13 protein-coding genes are annotated in these 16,981 nt (G+C 52.8%); 8 read left to right on the top strand and 5 right to left on the bottom strand.

Annotation, left to right across the window (positions count from 1 at the left end; all coding sequences use genetic code 11):
• The 3 genes from F4V43_RS06430 to F4V43_RS06420 all read left to right on the top strand — a co-directional run bounded on the left by F4V43_RS06430 (position 1) and on the right by F4V43_RS06420 (position 4,704).
• On the top strand, positions 1-2,445 hold the full coding sequence (locus F4V43_RS06430; RefSeq protein WP_150457404.1) for an ABC transporter permease subunit: 2,445 nt from the start codon (positions 1-3) through the stop codon (positions 2,443-2,445).
• Entirely contained in the window at positions 2,426-3,313 is an 888-nt protein-coding gene (locus tag F4V43_RS06425; protein ID WP_150457403.1) for an ABC transporter ATP-binding protein, read from the top strand. Before F4V43_RS06430 ends, F4V43_RS06425 begins: the two co-directional genes overlap by 20 nt.
• Positions 3,314-3,384: 71 nt before the next feature.
• Complete coding sequence (locus F4V43_RS06420) at positions 3,385-4,704, top strand: PQQ-binding-like beta-propeller repeat protein (protein ID WP_150457402.1); 1,320 nt, start codon at positions 3,385-3,387, stop codon at positions 4,702-4,704.
• Positions 4,705-4,838: 134 nt separating this feature from the next.
• Here F4V43_RS06420 and F4V43_RS06415 read toward each other — a convergent pair whose 3' ends face one another.
• The 5 genes from F4V43_RS06415 to F4V43_RS06395 are packed head-to-tail and all read right to left on the bottom strand — an operon-like array spanning position 4,839 to position 9,198.
• Positions 4,839-5,819: an aldo/keto reductase gene (locus tag F4V43_RS06415; protein WP_150457401.1), complete on the bottom strand. Its 981-nt coding sequence runs from the start codon at positions 5,817-5,819 to the stop codon at positions 4,839-4,841.
• 45 nt (positions 5,820-5,864) lie between these two features.
• On the bottom strand, positions 5,865-6,707 hold the full coding sequence (locus tag F4V43_RS06410) for an SDR family oxidoreductase (RefSeq protein WP_150457400.1): 843 nt from the start codon (positions 6,705-6,707) through the stop codon (positions 5,865-5,867).
• A gap of 12 nt (positions 6,708-6,719) precedes the next feature.
• The gene (locus F4V43_RS06405) at positions 6,720-7,478 is read right to left on the bottom strand and encodes a carboxymuconolactone decarboxylase family protein (RefSeq protein WP_150457399.1); all 759 of its coding nucleotides are present in this window, start codon (positions 7,476-7,478) and stop codon (positions 6,720-6,722) included.
• Between the two features lie 19 nt (positions 7,479-7,497).
• Positions 7,498-8,556 carry an NAD(P)-dependent alcohol dehydrogenase gene (locus tag F4V43_RS06400; protein WP_150457398.1) on the bottom strand — a complete coding sequence of 353 codons (1,059 nt, stop codon included), beginning with the start codon at positions 8,554-8,556 and terminating at the stop codon, positions 7,498-7,500.
• Positions 8,557-8,610: 54 nt separating this feature from the next.
• Positions 8,611-9,198 carry an NAD(P)H-binding protein gene (locus F4V43_RS06395; RefSeq protein WP_150457397.1) on the bottom strand — a complete coding sequence of 196 codons (588 nt, stop codon included), beginning with the start codon at positions 9,196-9,198 and terminating at the stop codon, positions 8,611-8,613.
• Between the two features lie 170 nt (positions 9,199-9,368).
• On the opposite strand from F4V43_RS06395, the gene F4V43_RS06390 reads away from it, so the two are divergent.
• From F4V43_RS06390 to F4V43_RS06375, 5 genes are all read left to right on the top strand, one after another.
• Positions 9,369-9,917 carry a TetR/AcrR family transcriptional regulator gene (locus F4V43_RS06390; protein WP_150457396.1) on the top strand — a complete coding sequence of 183 codons (549 nt, stop codon included), beginning with the start codon at positions 9,369-9,371 and terminating at the stop codon, positions 9,915-9,917.
• 116 nt (positions 9,918-10,033) lie between these two features.
• The gene (locus F4V43_RS19675; RefSeq protein WP_191089496.1) at positions 10,034-10,207 is read left to right on the top strand and encodes a hypothetical protein; all 174 of its coding nucleotides are present in this window, start codon (positions 10,034-10,036) and stop codon (positions 10,205-10,207) included.
• 144 nt (positions 10,208-10,351) lie between these two features.
• On the top strand, positions 10,352-10,846 hold the full coding sequence (locus F4V43_RS06385; protein ID WP_150457395.1) for a MarR family winged helix-turn-helix transcriptional regulator: 495 nt from the start codon (positions 10,352-10,354) through the stop codon (positions 10,844-10,846).
• Positions 10,834-12,702, top strand: a complete 1,869-nt coding sequence (locus F4V43_RS06380; RefSeq protein WP_223879793.1) for an ABC transporter ATP-binding protein — start codon at positions 10,834-10,836, stop codon at positions 12,700-12,702. Before F4V43_RS06385 ends, F4V43_RS06380 begins: the two co-directional genes overlap by 13 nt.
• Before the next feature lie 125 nt (positions 12,703-12,827).
• Positions 12,828-16,922 (top strand): S-layer homology domain-containing protein, encoded by a 4,095-nt coding sequence (locus F4V43_RS06375; RefSeq protein ID WP_150457394.1) that lies wholly within the window; start codon positions 12,828-12,830, stop codon positions 16,920-16,922.
• Positions 16,923-16,981 lie beyond the last annotated feature (59 nt).

Genomic DNA, 16,981 nt, shown 5'->3' with positions numbered 1-16,981 from the left:
ATGCTGAAGCTTATCCGGTATGAGTTGTTCAAGGTTAGCCGTAAGCGTCTAATTTGGCTGGTCCTTCCTTTCTTTCTGTTGAGCAACGGATTTCTGTATTACAACCAACAAACGAAAGCGGACGATTATTTACTCCAGCATATGAATCAATACCGGGAATGGGAGCAGCGATACCAGGGAGGCTCGTCAGAAGAGACCCTCGCCAGAATGAGCCGGGTCCAACAAGAACTGAGCGACTTCGGTACGTTAGTGGTCTATCGCGTAAATCTGGAGACGCAAGGCTACCAGGAACTGCTTCGCTCCTTTATCCAGGACCATCCTGATCTGGTCGAACGTTTTGATAAAAGTCCTTACAGCAAGGACCCGGATCAATTTCGGGCCGATTTGTTTACATCCAACCTCCTGTTCTCCCAATACCAGAACATGCAGGGGTATAAAGAATACGTCAGCGGCATCCAGGACCGGGCCGATGAGCTGCTGACAGTGTCCGTCTTCCAGAAGAAGGGCTCCTTCGCTTACCGCAATATCCTGAAGACGGCGGCTGATTTTAAACATCTGGAAGGAATTCCGCTGAAGAGCGGGCTGGAGAACGGGATTGTATCGGGAACCCAATATTCGACAACCGATCTGTTCATGGGCGTTGTTCTGTTTCTTCTGTGTATCTACATCTTCTTGCAGGAAAAGGAATCCGGACTGCTGAAGCTAATCCGGACCAGCAAGAACGGGCGGTTCCCTGTCATCGCAGCCAAGTTGGCTGCGCTTACCCTTCTGTCGGCTGCCGCGGCAGCCGTCTTTTACAGCTCCATCCTTTTGATCGCGTACTCTTTATACGGATTCGGAGATATGTCCCGGTATGTGCAGTCCATGCTCCCTTTCAAGTACAGCGATTTGCTGCTCACGGTCCGGGAGTATCTGCTTTATTTTGTACTATTAAAAGTCGCGGCCTCCACCCTGCTCGCTCTGCTGTTCGCCGTCGTCTTTGTCGCTCTCCATCATGCCGGCAAAATCTACCTGACTCTGGCGCTGCTCTTGGTAAGCAGCTATTTGGCTAAAGTCGCCATTCATCCCTTATCGTCTCTGGGATTCTTCAAATACATGAACCCGGTCTCTTACTATGATACCTTCAGCCTGCTGGGCGTGTACCATAATCTGAACATAGGGGGCCACCCCGTGAACCGCCTGCCCTTGTCGTTGCTGGGCATCGCCGTTCTGATTCTCGCACTGCCTGCGGCTTCCGTGGCTGTCTACATCAAGCAGAACATCGCCTCCCTGCAGCCGTCGCCGAACCGCTGGTGGCAGCTCTTCATCACCCGAATCCGCAGCAAGCGGGGATCGAATCGTCTGTTCGTTCACGAGAGCTATAAAGCGCTGATTACCGGAAGGGGGCTCCTGTACATGGTCATCGCCCTGATCGTCGGTTTCTATACCGTCAATCTGGAAGAGGTGCGTTTTGATCAGGACGACAGCTTCTATAATCTTTACCTCAAGCAGCTTGCAGGGCCGCTCACTCCCGAGAAAGCTCAGTTCATTGAAGCGGAGAAAGGGCGGTTCCGCAATCTGCCCGTGGAAATGGCCGACAATGAATCGGCTTTCAGTAGCCATAAGATCTCCTATCATCAATACAGCCTCAAGAAGAGCGAACTGGAAGTGTTCCAGCTTAAGAGCAAGGCTTTTGAACGCGTTGCCCAGCAGTACAGCCATTTGGCGCAGCTTCAGACTTCCCGGCACCTGACCGGCAGCTTCGTCAATGAGATCTCGTCCAACTACTTATTCCAGAATCGCTTCAGAGACCAAATGGTCGGAATCGTCTACTCCAGCCTTCTGCTGCTTACCCTGACGCCTCTCTTCACCATGGATTACAAGAACGGAATGGTATCTGTGATCCGGAGCACCCGCAAAGGGCGATTCTCGTTGTACGGCAGCAAGCATCTGATTGCCTATCTGCTCGCGATCGGGATGCTGGCCATCCTCAGCGCACCTCGATTCCTGAATTTAATTCACGGCTATGCGCCGCTGGATTGGGACGCTCCGATTCAGAGCCTTAAGCTCTACGGCAATCTCGGTCTGTCGGTCAGCATCCGGGAATTCGTCATCGTTACGGCCATGCTGCAGCTCTGGGGAATTCTTCTTCTTGTACAGGTTGCGCTGGCCCTGTCGGTTCTGCTGAAGAGACATTCACTGGCCCTTCTGCTCACGCTGGCTCTCGGTGTCATCCCGCTGGTTATCCAGAGCGCCGGACTGGATAGCATTCAAGCCTTTTCGTTCAACGGCGTCCATCTGCTCTATTTCCAGCTCGCCGATCATTCCTTCTCCTACACATTGGGATACCTGGGAGTACTGACTTGTGCAGGACTCCTGCTCAGCTGGGTATCCTGGGGCAGCTATAAAGGATATTCCATTTCCTGGCGATTGGAGCGAATACGAAATGAAACTCTCCATTCATAACATCAGCAAGCGTTACAACAAAGGCAAGAAGAGAGCGCTGGATCATTTATCGCTGGAACTGACTCCCGGGGTCTATGGTATTCTGGGTCCGAACGGCGCCGGAAAGTCCACCCTGATGAACATTATCACCGACAACCTGAAGCCGGACTCCGGACAAGTGACCTTCAATGGACAGAACATAACGGAGCTCGGCAAAAGCTACCGCGATATTCTGGGCTACATGCCGCAGCAGCAGGGGCTGTACGAGGATTTCACCGGACGGCGGTTCCTGTGGTACATGGCCGCCCTCAAAGGTCTGCCCAAATCGCTGGCGGAAGAACGCATCCGGCATTTGTTGCAGATCGTCAATCTGGAGCAGGACGCCAACAAAAGACTCGGCTCCTATTCCGGCGGAATGAAGCAGCGGATTCTGATTGCCCAGGCGCTCCTGAATGACCCGAAGATTCTCATACTGGATGAGCCGACGGCCGGACTCGATCCCAAGGAACGCATTCGCATCCGCAACTTCATCTCCACGATCGCCATGAACAAAATCGTGATCCTCGCGACCCATGTCGTGCCGGATATCGAGTTCATCGCCAAGCAGATTATCTTGATGAAGCAGGGCCAGCTGGTTATTCAGGACGAGCCGCAGCCCATTCTGAACCGGATGCGGGATAAGGTTTTTGAGGTCCACATTCCTGTCGAGGATCTGGAGCAGGCGCAGAGGAAGTACAACGTCAGCAATATCCTCAGCGAAGGCGACGGAGTCAGCGTCCGCATCGTCGGCGACGAATGCCCCTCCGAGTGGGAGGCGCAGTCCGTTAAGCCCAACCTTGAGGATGTCTATCTGTATTTATTTGAAGGCAACCGTTCCTTCCCTTCCTGAATGAAATCCGGACCGCAACCAAATCATTTCCGGCGCGTCCAAAGAGTAACGATGAGTAAGGAGATGATTGGATGTCCGGTACAAAATTCCCAGCGCGCCTTGTTCTGCTCGGCGCACTCGGCCTATCCGCCCTGCTGGCCGCATGGCCTGCCTCCGGTGATACCGCCGCGGCGGCTTCGGCCGCTCCCGCTTCCTCCTCGAGCGAAGCCGCCGTCAGCGCGCCGCTGATCCGGCCGCTCTGGCAGGCTGCGACGAACGGAAGCGGATTATACAGCGACTTCATGCCGGAGATAAACGGTATGGTCTATTATGCGGACAACCAAAGATTGGTGGCCGCCGAGCTTCGAACCGGGAAAATCCGCTGGTCCGTTCGGGAAGGGGGGCGGCCCGAAGCGATGACGGCCAACTCTCTGTTCTACCTCAGCCGCACCCGGGAGGTAGTTAAAGTCGATGCGCGGACGGGCAAGCGGATTTGGTCGGTCAAACCGCCGCTCCGCCCTTCGGACGCGGGAAGCTATCTCCAGTTGGTGAACGGCACTCTGCTGTTCAGCAACGAAGGAATGGGGTTGGCCGCCTTCAACCCGGTAACCGGCGCTTTGTTATGGAGCAACAGCCAACTGGACCTGTATGCCGGCGGTCCGTTCGGGCAGTTCGGCAAAATCCTGATGGTCTCCGGCACCATCGACAATGTCAGCAGACACTGGTTCGGGCTGAATGCCGCTCGCGGAACAGAGCTCTGGAGTCTGAAGGGTCCTTACGATATTCTCGGGTCTTATAAAGGCGGACTTCTGCTGCGAGAGAATACCAGCCTGGCCATCCAGCAGTCCAAGAAGGCGGTTCCGGGAAATCTCGTCTCCCTGTACCGGCTGAATCCGCTTAACGGAGGATTAGCGCCTGTAGGGCGGTATATTCCGGTCTCCGATCTAAGGCGGATGGCCAATTACAGCAATACGCTTGAAGGTTCCTCCTTATACAGCGTCGACGGCGACCTTGACCAAGGGGATGCCATTCTGCGCCGATACGATCTGGACTCCGCGGGGCAGGCCAGCCCGGTCAGCTATGAGCAGTACGGCACCTGGGTCGCCGGACCGGCGCAAGGGCTGGCGCTGTTCAGCGGCGGGAACTCCCTCATCGGACTTCGTCTGGCCGACGGTTCCCGAATCGACTACGGCCGGTTTCCCGCCGCCTTCACGCGGGTCCAGATCATTGATTCTCTGGTCGTCGCCGGTTTGGCCGACGGCAGCGTCTACGTGATGAATGCCGGGACCGGTCAAGCGATCGGCCGTATTCAGACCGGCGACGCCGAATTCGGCAACGTCGCGGTCAGAGAAGGCGTGCTGCTGATTCCGACCGAGAAGAAGCTGCTGGCCGTGAAGGTCGGCAGCCGCTAAGATTACTGCGAATAATTGGATATTATTCGTTTATTGAGCCGCACAAGTGCTCATTGGGAGCGATCCTGATCGATTGTACGCCAAACCGCGCATAATATATGTTATGCGCGGTTTTTTTGCCGGTATTTCAGAGATTACTGAGCCCCCACGATTGGGTGCGGAACATACGGCTCTTCCAGGAATGAAATTTCTTCCGAAGTTAATTGGACCGATAGAGCACCCACTGCCTCCTCCAGCTGCGTTATTTTCGTCACACCCACGATAGGAGCCGCCACCTGCTCCTTCTGCAGCAACCACGCCAGAGCGATATGACTGCGCGGTACGCTTCGCTTCTCGGCCACTGCTGCCACTCGTTCAACGATCAACCGGTCTTTATCCGCTGTCGCATCATACTTTGCTTTTTGAACAGCATCGGTTTCGAACCGGTAAGTGGTTTCAGACCAGTCCCGGATCAATCTTCCCGATGCCAGCGGACTGTAAGGCGTGACCGCAATTTTCTGATCCTTACAAAGCGGCATCATTTCCCGCTCTTCTTCGCGGTAGATAAGATTAAGATGATTTTGCATGGAAACAAAACGGGTCCAGCCATTTTTCTCGGCTGTGTACAGAGCCTTGTGAAACTGCCAGGCATACATGGCCGAAGCTCCGATATATCGGGCCTTGCCCGACTTTACCACATCATGCATGGCTTCCATCGTTTCTTCAATGGGCGTGTTATAGTCCCAGCGGTGAATAATGTACAGATCCACATAATCGGTTCCAAGTCTCTTCAGACTTTTATCAATTTCGCTCATTATCGCCTTTCGGGAGAGCCCCATGCCATTGGGACCCTGATGCATACGCCCCCAAACCTTTGTAGCGAGGACAATCTCATCGCGATTCGCATAATCTTTTAAGGCTCGTCCGACCATTTCTTCACTGGTGCCGCCGGAATAAAGATTCGCCGTATCGAAGAAGTTGATCCCGAGTTCAAACGCCCGTTGGATAATCGGACGGCTGTTCTCTTCGTTCAGCACCCATTGGTGCCCCCCTGGCTTCACTTCACCAAAACTCATGCAGCCAAGACAGATTCTCGAGACATCCATACCTGTGTTCCCAAGCTTCATGTAATCCATAAGATAACCGTCCCTTTCCTACTAAATTCAGATGACAATACCCCTTTATTCCCCTGCAGGAAAATCAGTAGAAGCCGCCAGCTCGGTCTGTCTCTCATAATCGGCAATCCGTGCTTCTAACCTCGAAATCGTGTTTGTCAAGGCTTGCGAACCAAGCATCATACGCAGTGGCGCCGGTTCTTTGTCAACACTTTCGATAATGCGGGCAGCCATTCGCACAGGGTCACCCGGAGCAAGGCCGTTAGAAGCGTCCAGCATGCTCAAAAACCCATGCGCCGGATTCCCTTCATATTCCGGCATCAAGTTCGCTACCCGTGCGCTTTCATAACGGAATTCGGTACGCGCTCCGCCCGGCTCCACAATGGTTATTCCGATATTAAACGGGGCAACCTCTTGAGCTACCGATTCGCAGAAGCCCTCAATGCCGAACTTCGTCGCATGGTACATGGAGTTCCCCGGGAAGGCCACTTGTCCGCCATAGGAAGAAAGCTGAATCATGCGGCCGCCGCCTTGATTGCGCAAATGCGGCAGCGCCGAACGAATGAGCTGAATGGAACCCGTTAGGTTGGTGGCGAGGATGTGGTTTACTTGCTCATCTGTAAGTTCCTCGGCAGCTCCAAATAGTCCATAGCCTGCATTGCTGACGATGACATCAATTCGGCCGAATTTCCCAAACGAATGGTCGACAAGCTGATGGATCGCCGGAACATCGGTCACGTCCAGAATTTCGCAAGTGAACGTCTCCGGATGTCTCTCCATGAGGTCTTTGACCTTGCTCTTATCACGGACTGTGCCGATGACATTGTCGCCCTTCTCCAGCAGCTGCCGGGTCAGTTCATACCCAAATCCGCTGCTTACTCCCGTGATTAGCCAAGTACGATTATTCAAGGCGCTTCCTCCTTATTCCGATTTCGCTGCCGCTTCATTCACACACCGCAGCGCATTCAAACTGCGCGGATAACCGATGAAGGGAATGCATTGCGAGATTACCTTGATGAGAAACATTTTATCATTCCCAAGGCGCATATTGGCAGCAGCATGGCTGGTCAACTGAGATTCACACCCGCCTTGGGCGAGCAGAAAGCAGAAGGTGATCATCTCTCTTTGCTTATAGTCAAGGCCTTGCCGGGTATAGTAATCACCAAAGCAGTTATCGGCCAGCCAGCGATTAATGTGTTTGCTTTCCTCCGGTCCCGATTGCCAGAAGTCCCTCATGCTTTCTCCAAAAATGTCCACCTGAGCCTGAATCCCTGCTTCCAGACGGTTATCCGTTGTTGTCGTTGCTTGATCCGCCAAAGGGAGTTCAATCCCTCGTGAAACGAAAATTTCATTTACGGCATGCAGATAAGGAAAGACCCGTCCAATGCCTAGGTACGGTACGGACTGATAAACAATTTCTTTAACTTCCACAGGCGTAACGCCGAAATTGAGTGCTGCCGGTAGCATGACTTTAAACTCGTCGATACCTTGACAGCCGATTAATACGGACAAGATGGCCATCATGCGCGTGCGATCATCCAAATCGTCTTGATTGACGACCTCATCGAACGCAAAATTATCAAACCGTTCAACAAACTCCGGATCTGTCTCCATGAACTTGGATTCGTAATCCGGAAACATTCCTTCATGGTAGCGTCGGGCGGCTTCGTTAATTCTCATTATAACCTCCTAGGATGGATTACAGCGTAGCCATATCGATGACAAACCGATACCGCACATCGCTGTTCATGACCCGTTCGTAGGCTTCGTCAACCTGGTCGGCCCGGATGACTTCAATCATAGGTGTAATTCCGTTCTCCGCCGAAAAGTCCAGCATTTCCTGCGTTTCCCGGATGCCTCCAACGTTGGAAGCCGTAATGATCCGACGCCCGGCAAACAACGAGAAGACATTATACTGCTCCGGTTTGTTCGGCAGACCAAGATGAACGAGCGCTCCATCCACCTTTAGAATGGAGAGCAGGGCATCTACATTGAAGTTGGCGGAAACGGTGTTTAAGATCAGGTCGTATTGACCGGCCAGCTCTGTAAACGTTGCCAGGTCCGTGGTCACATAATAATGACTTGCGCCAAATCCATGCGCTTCGCTTTTTTTATTCGGACTATGGCTTAGAATCGTAACTTCCGCTCCCATTTTGTGAGCAAACTGAACAGCCAAATGGCCGAGTCCTCCCATTCCCAGTACAGCAACCTTCTTACCTGGACCGGCGTTCCAATGCTTTAGAGGAGAATAAGTGGTAATCCCTGCGCACAATAGCGGGCTCGCCACGTTCATTTCCAAACCGTCCGGAATGCGGACAACAAACTTGTCTTTGACTACAATCTTCTGGCTGTAACCGCCGTATGTCAATTCCCCGTCATAACCGGTGGAGTTGAAGACAACGACCACGCCTTTCCGGCAAAATTGCTCCTCACCGCTGCGGCAGAAATCACATTCCCCACAGGAGTCAACAAAACAGCCGACCCCAACCCGATCTCCTACAGCAAATTTCGTGACCTCACAGCCTACAGCGGCAACAACTCCTGCAATTTCATGACCGGGTACCATCGGAAAAACGCCGCGGCCGAAATCATTGTGCGCATTATGAATATCCGAATGGCAGATGCCGCAGTATTGAATATCGATCAGGACATCATCTGGCCGCAATTCTCTTCGCTCGATGGTTGTTGGTTCAAATGGTGCTTTGGCATTCGGTACACTTAACGCACGAACCGTCATACTTTGATGATGTTCACACATGGAATAAAACAGTCCTTTCGATTATGAATGTATAAATCGCTCTCTGTCTGGCGCCTACTCGGGTTTATTCATCCCTACACTTTGTCGAACTTTCAAATGAGGATCAAGCGCCAGTTTAACAACCAGATCGGCTACACTTTTCCGCGATACGATCGAACCTTTAAATGGTTCCCCTTTGGTAGTGGTTTCAAAATCCACTTCGTCGGCATTGGTAAACCAAGCCGGTCTTAGAATCGTGTAATCCAGGTCCGAGGCTTCAATGACTGCAGCAGCATCTCGGTAAGGGTCCAATATGCTCCTATACTCCTCTCCGGGGACTTCCCCATAAATCCCCATGGAACTGATAAAAATAAGACGTCTTAATCCCGTTGCATGCATCGCATCGACAATAGTTTCAGCCATTTGCTTTAATGGGCCGGCCAGATTGGCATATACCACATCCTGCTGGGTCATGGCTTCTTTCAGTTCATCCAGATTCAGTACATTGCCTTCCATGACCTTGACTCGATCAGATTCCAAGTGCTTCAGTCTTCGTGCATTGCGCAAATAAAGCGTTAATTGCGCGTCTGTTTGACGGAGGAACAAATCAATGGCCACACGGGCAATTCCTCCGTTCGCTCCGAGGATCAGAACCTTCTGCATGATCATCGCTCCTTCTAATATTAGAAAAATAACACTTGATACATTAATGAACTTATGTCTAAAATTATAAACAGATACAGTAAGTCTGCAATGGTTAGATCCATTCGGTTTGTTAAGTTATGAACAAATGGAGCATTATTGTCTAACTATAATTAATGAGGTGTTCACCTATGGCTAAAGTTGATCGACGAATAAAGAAAACCCGAGATGCCTTGAAAAATGCCTTATTAGAACTGATGGTCGAAAAGAGCTTTGATGACATTACGATTCAAGACCTGTCTGACCGGGCCAACGTCAGTCGGGGTACCATTTACCTTCACTACCTCGATAAGTACGACCTGCTGGACAAGCTGATTGAATCACATATCAACGAACTCGGGGATCGATGCAAGGCTGCAGCTGACTTGGATTTCGAGGAAGGATCACTTATCTGGACCGAATATTTTGATGAGAACTTCCCCTTCTTCTCGATGATGTTGGCAAGCAAAGGAGCCTCTTACTTCCGCAGCCGGTTCCTCGATTTTTTAATTGAAGAATTTACAGATGAAGTAGACGTTACCCAGGGAAAAAATAAGGGCCTCAATGAGGAAATGCTGATCCGCTTTGTGGCTTCTGCTTATGTAGGGGTGGTGGAATGGTGGTTTATGAATGAACGACCAATCTCGCATCAAGCTTTAGCGGAGCAACTGGGGGCGTTGTTGGAGAGGAACTGCGGCTGAATCCGTGTCCGATTTTACAAACTTGACAGACGTTTAGGCAGGCAGGCAATTATCCCGGTCCGCCGGCATAGGATAAGTGACAGCTCAACCAACATCGGCAAAGGTGGGAACAGAAGATGTCCAAGAACAAGCGCGGCAAGGCGCTCTGGCGGATGCCCTCGCGTGCCAGAGGCACTTGCCCGCTCTGCGGGAGCACACGGATCAAGCTGCTCTACACCGCCAAGGATGCCGGCGGCGGCAATCTGACGGTCTGCAAGAAATGCGACGGCAAACAGGCGGCCGGGCAGTAAGAAGTGCCTAGAGACGGCGGGTTTCACTCGCCGTCTCTTTTTTTATGCGCTGGTCGTATCGTTTCGGGGGAAGGAACTTGCCTTTCATTGGTTATCCATGTAAACTGTTAACGAAGATAACTAATATCCATAAGGAGCTATTCTATGCACGAACACTGTTCTCACGACCATTCCCGCTCCGGCGAAGTATTCTCCGCCATATTCACTGCCGCCCGGCAGCTTAAACGCCTGGCCCACCGCAGCGCTGCGGACCATGAGCTTACGGTTCATCAGCTGGAGATTCTGTCCCTGGTCTCCGCTTCCCCCGGTCTGTCCCAGAAGGAAGTCGCCGAACGGCTTCGTCTGTCCAAGAGCCGGGTCAGCCTCCATCTCGACCAGTTAACGGAGAAAGGCCTTGTTCTCCGCGAGAGCTCTCCGGTGGACCGAAGAGAGACTGTGCTTCAGCCCACTCCCCGGGGATCGGAATCCGCAGCTTCGATTCGCGATCGAGACCTGTCCCGCCAAGCGCTGTCCGATGTTCTCAGCCGTATGGACGATGGCGATATCGACACGCTGATCCGTCTCCTGGGACAGATTCGTGAAGGACTGGCTGTGGAAGAACATGCCCGCCAGCAAGGTGATGCTTCATGTCCCGAATGAGCGGCCAAGGCATGGGAATGGGCAAGATGAAGTTCGACGACCTGACGGAGAAGCCGGATCTCTCTCGGGCGATGCTGCTGCGCATCGGCCGGTATTTTGCCCCCTACTGGAAACAGACGGCATGTGTTCTTCTCGTCCTTCTGGCCACCTCTGTGCTTGGACTCCTCCCTCCTCTGCTCGTTCAGCAGATTGTGGACCGGGCGTTGCCCAAGGGAGATATGTCTCTGCTGGTCTGGCTGGTAAGCGCATCGCTCGCCGCCACGCTGGCCTCAGGCCTGCTCGGTGTGCTCCAGAGCTATCTGAACTCCTACATCTCGCAGAATATTGTGTATGACATGAAGAACCAGATGTACCGCCACCTTCAGGGGATGCCGCTGCAGTTCTTCTCGACGGTTCAGCAGGGTGAAGTGATCACCCGGATGACGAGCGACATCGCCGGGATTCAGGGCGTCTTCAGCGGTACGGTGGTCAGTGTAGCCAGCAATGTGCTTATCTTGGCTTCCACGGCGGGCACCTTGTTCTGGATGAACTGGAAGCTGGCCTTGGTCAGTGTGATCATTATCCCGCTGTTCATTACTCCCACCCGGCGGATGGGCAGCATCCGGTGGAAGCTTGCCAAGCGGACCCAGGAGAAGACGGCCGAGCAGAATCACATTGTGGAAGAGACGCTCTCCTTAAGCGGCTATATGCTGATGAAGCTGTTCACTCGCGAACAGCGGGAGTGGAACCGGTTCAGGGAAGCCAATGCGGAGACGACTTCGCTGCAGATCCGGGAATCCATGGCAGGCCGCTGGTTCATGATGCTGGTGAACACCTTCGCCTCCATCGGTCCGATGCTGATTTATCTCTACGGCGGTTACTTATTCATTCAGGGCGAGATTTCGGTCGGCGCTATCCTGACTTTCGTGGCGCTTCTTGGCCGTCTGTATGCGCCGGCCGGCGCGCTGACGAACCTGTACGTCGAAATCAAACGCTCGGTGGCACTGTTTCAGCGCATCTTTGCCTACTTCGATATGGAGCCGCAGATTGTCGACCGGCCCGGCGCTTCGCCTCTCCGGTTAGGCGCAAATTACGGGAGCTCCCAGGCTTCGGGTGACTCCAACACGCCGGCGACCGCCGAAATTGAATTCCGCGAGGTCAGCTTTGCTTATCAATCGGACAAGCCGTCGCTCCGGAACATTTCGTTCACTGCACCGGCAGGAACCATGACAGCTCTGGTCGGACCCAGCGGCGCAGGGAAGACGACGATCACCAACCTGATTCCAAGATTGTATGAGGCCGCCTCCGGGCAGATCCGGGTTGCAGGGCAGGATATTACTTCCTATACGCTCCACTCCCTCCGTTCGCAGATTGGTCTCGTGACGCAAGATACGTACCTGTTCAACGGAACCATCCGCGAGAACCTGCTGTACGCCTCGGAGACGGCAGGCGAAGAAGAATTGATCCGGGCCTGCCGCGCCGCTTATATCCATGACTTTATTGCGTCGCTTCCTGAAGGCTATGATACCGTTGTCGGCAACCGTGGAATCAAGCTGTCCGGCGGAGAGAAGCAGCGCATCGCCATCGCGCGGGTTCTGCTCAAGAATCCGTCCATCGTTATTCTGGATGAAGCCACCTCGGCGCTTGATACCGTATCCGAGTATTATGTCCAGCAGGCCATGGCCGAACTGCTGCGGGGCAAGACCGGCATCGTCATTGCCCACCGGCTCTCGACCATCATGGCGGCGGATCAGATCCTCGTCGTCTCCGGCGGCGAGATTGCCGAGCGCGGCCGCCATGCCGAGCTGCTGGATCGAGGGGGCATCTACCGGGAGCTGTACGACAAGCAGTTCGGACAGGCAGTACCGCAGCCCTAATTTTGTACAAATTATGAAAGAGCGAAGAAATCCCCAACCTTTATTTGATTATCCTCTATTTCCAGTTGGTGGTTGCACGATATGATAGGATTTGAGCACCACTTACTTGGGGGAAGGGGATACATATGTATCGCAAAAGACAGAAGAAATGGATTTATGCCAGCCTTATCGCGATGTGCATTTCGCTGATTGCACCGTGGGGAGGGACAGAAAGAGGCCGTGTGGCATCGGCTGAGCCGGCGGCCACGGAAGCAACCTTGGATGTGGGATCACCGATCCGAGACATGATTTTGGATGAGAGCCGGAAGGTGATTTATGCCACCATTCCCGGCAAGAACAAGCTTTTGTTCATCGACCCGGTCTCCATGTCGGTTGTAAAGGAGCTTGCCGTAGGGTCGCAGCCGACCGACATGGATCAAGAGGGAAATAAATTGTACGTAGCTTTGAGCGGGGCTACCCTGATTGCCGAAGTCAACCTGGATACCCGGCAGGTTAGCCGGAATTGGGTGACGAAAGATAGACCTACAGTAGTTGCCGTCGACGGCAACTCGCTGTTCTATTCGAACGGCGACCAATGGTGCAACATTCGGCTGCTGAATCTAACCAATTTGTCGGATACCATTATCGGCTCACGCAATATCTATAGCCCCCGCCTTGCAATAGACCGCGAGAATCACCGGCTGTTCGTAGGATCCATTGGCATTTCGCAGGGTGAGGTATCCGCCTATTCTTCGGTCTATGGAGAACAGCTTTGGACCTATGAGCCGGTTGGGGGATATGACAGCGGTATTCTCTATCAGGAGGGGACTCTGTTCTATGGTGTCTATTCCCTCAATCCATCCGATCACAGCATTCTGAAAATGTGGAGAGGCGGATCGGTCGCTGCACTGGACTCGGGCTACGTCTACCTTAACAACGGTGATATTTACACCCGGGACGAGCAAGTGAAAGTCTATTCGTCTTCCGGACGGAACGGACACTCTCTCATTCAGGTGGACGCAGCCCGGAATGTATATAAGGTAGGGTCCGGGGATAGCTCGATTAGCCGGATGGCCTTTATGCCGCCGTCAAATCCACAAGCGGTCTCCTACTCCTCCACAGATAGCCGGATTGACTTGAACCAGGAGATTACGGCATGGGCTGCCGGAGAAGGAGAACGGTATGTATACGCCATCTCTCGGTCATCCAATCGCCTGCTGCAAATCGACACGGAACAAATGCAGATTGTCGCAGACCGTTTTGTCGGTTCGCAGCCGACGGATATCGTCATGAAGAACGGCGTGCTCTATATTTCACTATATGGCTCTTCTTATATTGCGAAGATTGATACCCGCAACGAAAGTGAATTCATGGCCCGCATTCAACCTATCGAGGTCGGTGAGCAGACCGAGAATATCGCCTTAATCGGGAATAAGGTCTACTATTCTTCAACTGTAGCCCGGAACAAGCACTTGGGAGTCGTGGACTCTACCTACGCGATTCTAAGTTCCTACTTCCAGTACTCCCCGAAATTGTCGGCGGGACCGGACGACAAATGGCTGTGGATTGGTGAGTCCGACCGTCTAAGCAAGTGGGACACCCATAATAATCGAGTGATCGAGTCCAGCTCCTACCTGGCGAATTCGGGACAGAAAGCGATCCACGACGGCAATTATGTCTATTACGGTGGAGCCCGCTATTCGGCGGAGCAGCTTTCCGTAAAGTACGGTGAATATAAATACGGCCCCAATACGTATGAGCGCGATGTGATTCTGGATGCCAATGAAGATATCGTGCTGGGGATGAAAGGAATTTACGACCGGGATACCTTCCAGCAACTGTATGCGCCTCCTTTCAAAATCACCTCAGGGCTTCTGCTCGGCGATGGATCAATGCTTGTCGGAACCTTTAACTGGGATGCTTCGAATCCGCAGACCCATATCTTTCACTATGGAAATCTTGAAGAAATGCGCGACAATGTCCAGAAAAACTTAGCTCCGTCCCACCTGTACGCCTATGACGACAATTCCAATCCGCTCCACTTCGAAGGCGCCGTATACTTTGAACCCGGAGTTGCCGCCCTGTCGGCATCTTATTACATCATCAAACTCTATGACGCCCAGGGCGTTGACCGGTACAGCGCGTATGCATATAACAGTAACCGCCAGTCTGACGGTTCCTTTTTGACGAAGATCTATGCTTCCCTAAGTCAGAGACCTGTAAAGATCGGCGTAATTCCCGTGATTTCCAATGCTGATGGGGATTTTGTCCGAACCGATTTAGAGCGCATGACCCATATCTGGGAAGCGGATGATTACTTTGTCCAGGACCTTGCTTTATTTGATTCCGATCCATCGAAGGATAGCATTGGCGGAAGGGTTACCTTTGGAGCCGCCCGCGATAATTCGCCTTCCTATACCTATCGGATTTATTTCTTTGGCGATGAGGGCTTCATTGGCGAACCCCTTGCCGTACTGAACGGAGGCAAATCGTCTTACCAGTTCGACATTCCGCAAGGTACTCCGATTCCTCAAGGTGCATACGCGCTTGGAGTCGTACTGGCGGACGATGCGGGGATAGAAGCTCCCGACAGCATGATCACCGAAGTTCTGGACCGTATGTCCAAGACCCCTGATCTTTCGCAAATTACGGTGACCAACAATGCCAGCGGACCTGATCAGGTGGAGGTCAAGGGCTTGACTCCCGGTGATCAGGTTAATCTGTACGATTATCAGGGAAAACTCTTGGGCGAGCTGAAGGTTGGAGCCGCTGCCAGTTCTGTTCTATTTAATGGGTTAACGCTGAATAATAATTATCCGCTGGTGGTGGTCTCCGTCACGACACCTCCGCTTTTGCCAAGTTTCTATGTCTATGTCGAGTACAAAGCTTCATTCAGCGGCAACCCGGGAGGGGGCAGCGCTGGCGGAGGAGGAGGCAGTGGCGGCGGTGGCAGTATCGGTGGAGGTATCGGCGGCGGCGGTGGTGGTTCTACTATTGGAATCCCGAGCAAAACTGCCGATTCAAACGGCAAATTAGCCATAACCAGCCTTGTGAAAATCCCCAATTTCCCTACCATAGTTACGGCAACTCTCAGTGATGAAGCGCTCAGTGCCGCTTTATCCAAATGGTCCGGCAACGACAACAGACTTGTCATTCCGATTGTCGAATCTGCTGAGACCATGACTCTAACCGTAAAGGGATCCCAGCTTGACAAGATTTCCGGCCGAGATAAATCAGCCGTTATTGATATTCAAGGTACCGATAAAGGCCTCATTCTGCCCGTTCGTATTCTTATGAATATGGGAATCGATAACAGTTCTTCGCTGTCGTTGACCGTATCTGCCGCTAGCGCTTCCATGAGCGAATCCATACGGACCCTTTTGGGCAAATCCTCCTTGAATCTAGCCGGTCAGCCTTATCGATATTCGCTTACGAAGATGTCAGCCGACGGCCACAATAATATGGAGTATACAAGCGTCAATCAATATATTGGCCATGTATTCTATCTTCCGGTCCAGAATGGCGTAACGGAGAACAACTTGTCTGCTGTAATGGTTGATGAAACCTCGGGTGAATGGATAACTGTTCCGGCTACCTTTGTCAGAGAAGGCGACAAGATCAAGGTGACTGCCTACCGTCAAGGCAACTCGACCTATGCCGCAGTAATCGGAGACGCTTCGTTTACCGATGTGCCTTCTTCTCACTTCGCCAGCAATGCAATCGGCAAGCTGGGCGTCAGAAGAGTCATTGCCGGCTACGCCGATGGCAGCTTCAAGCCGGAGGGTACCATAACCCGGGCAGAAGCGGCATCTTTGCTGGTAAAAGCGCTCGGACTGGATCCGTCTTTGTTCGCCGGTAGCAGTGGCGGGTTCAAGGATGTTGCGTCCGCCGCCTGGTACTCAGGCCCGATATCTGCTGCTGTACAGGCAGGGCTGCTGAAAGGTTATCCGGACAACACGTTCCGGCCGAATCAGACGATTACGCAGCAGGAAATGGTCAGCATCATCAGCAACGCCCTGGCATATGCCAATTATTCACCCGGCGCTTCCGCTCCTTCCGCCGCACTTCCAGCCAGTTCGGGCTACAAAGCCTGGTCCAGTGAAGCTGTTGCAACGCTGTTGAACGCGGGGGTCCTGAGAGCACAGGCTGAAGAATTTGCTCTTCAAGCCGGCAAAACAACGACCCGGGCCGAGAGCGCGCTGCTGATCTATCGCATGCTGCTGACCCTTAAAATGATTTAACTCCATTTAGACACGGCTAAGCCGCTGCGCATGTACGGATGCGCAGCGGCTTTTTTGTT

This window comes from Paenibacillus spiritus, from assembly GCF_008710135.1.
Classification (GTDB): domain Bacteria; phylum Bacillota; class Bacilli; order Paenibacillales; family Paenibacillaceae; genus Paenibacillus_AQ; species Paenibacillus_AQ glufosinatiresistens.
This window is presented reverse-complemented; position numbering and strand designations above follow the sequence as displayed.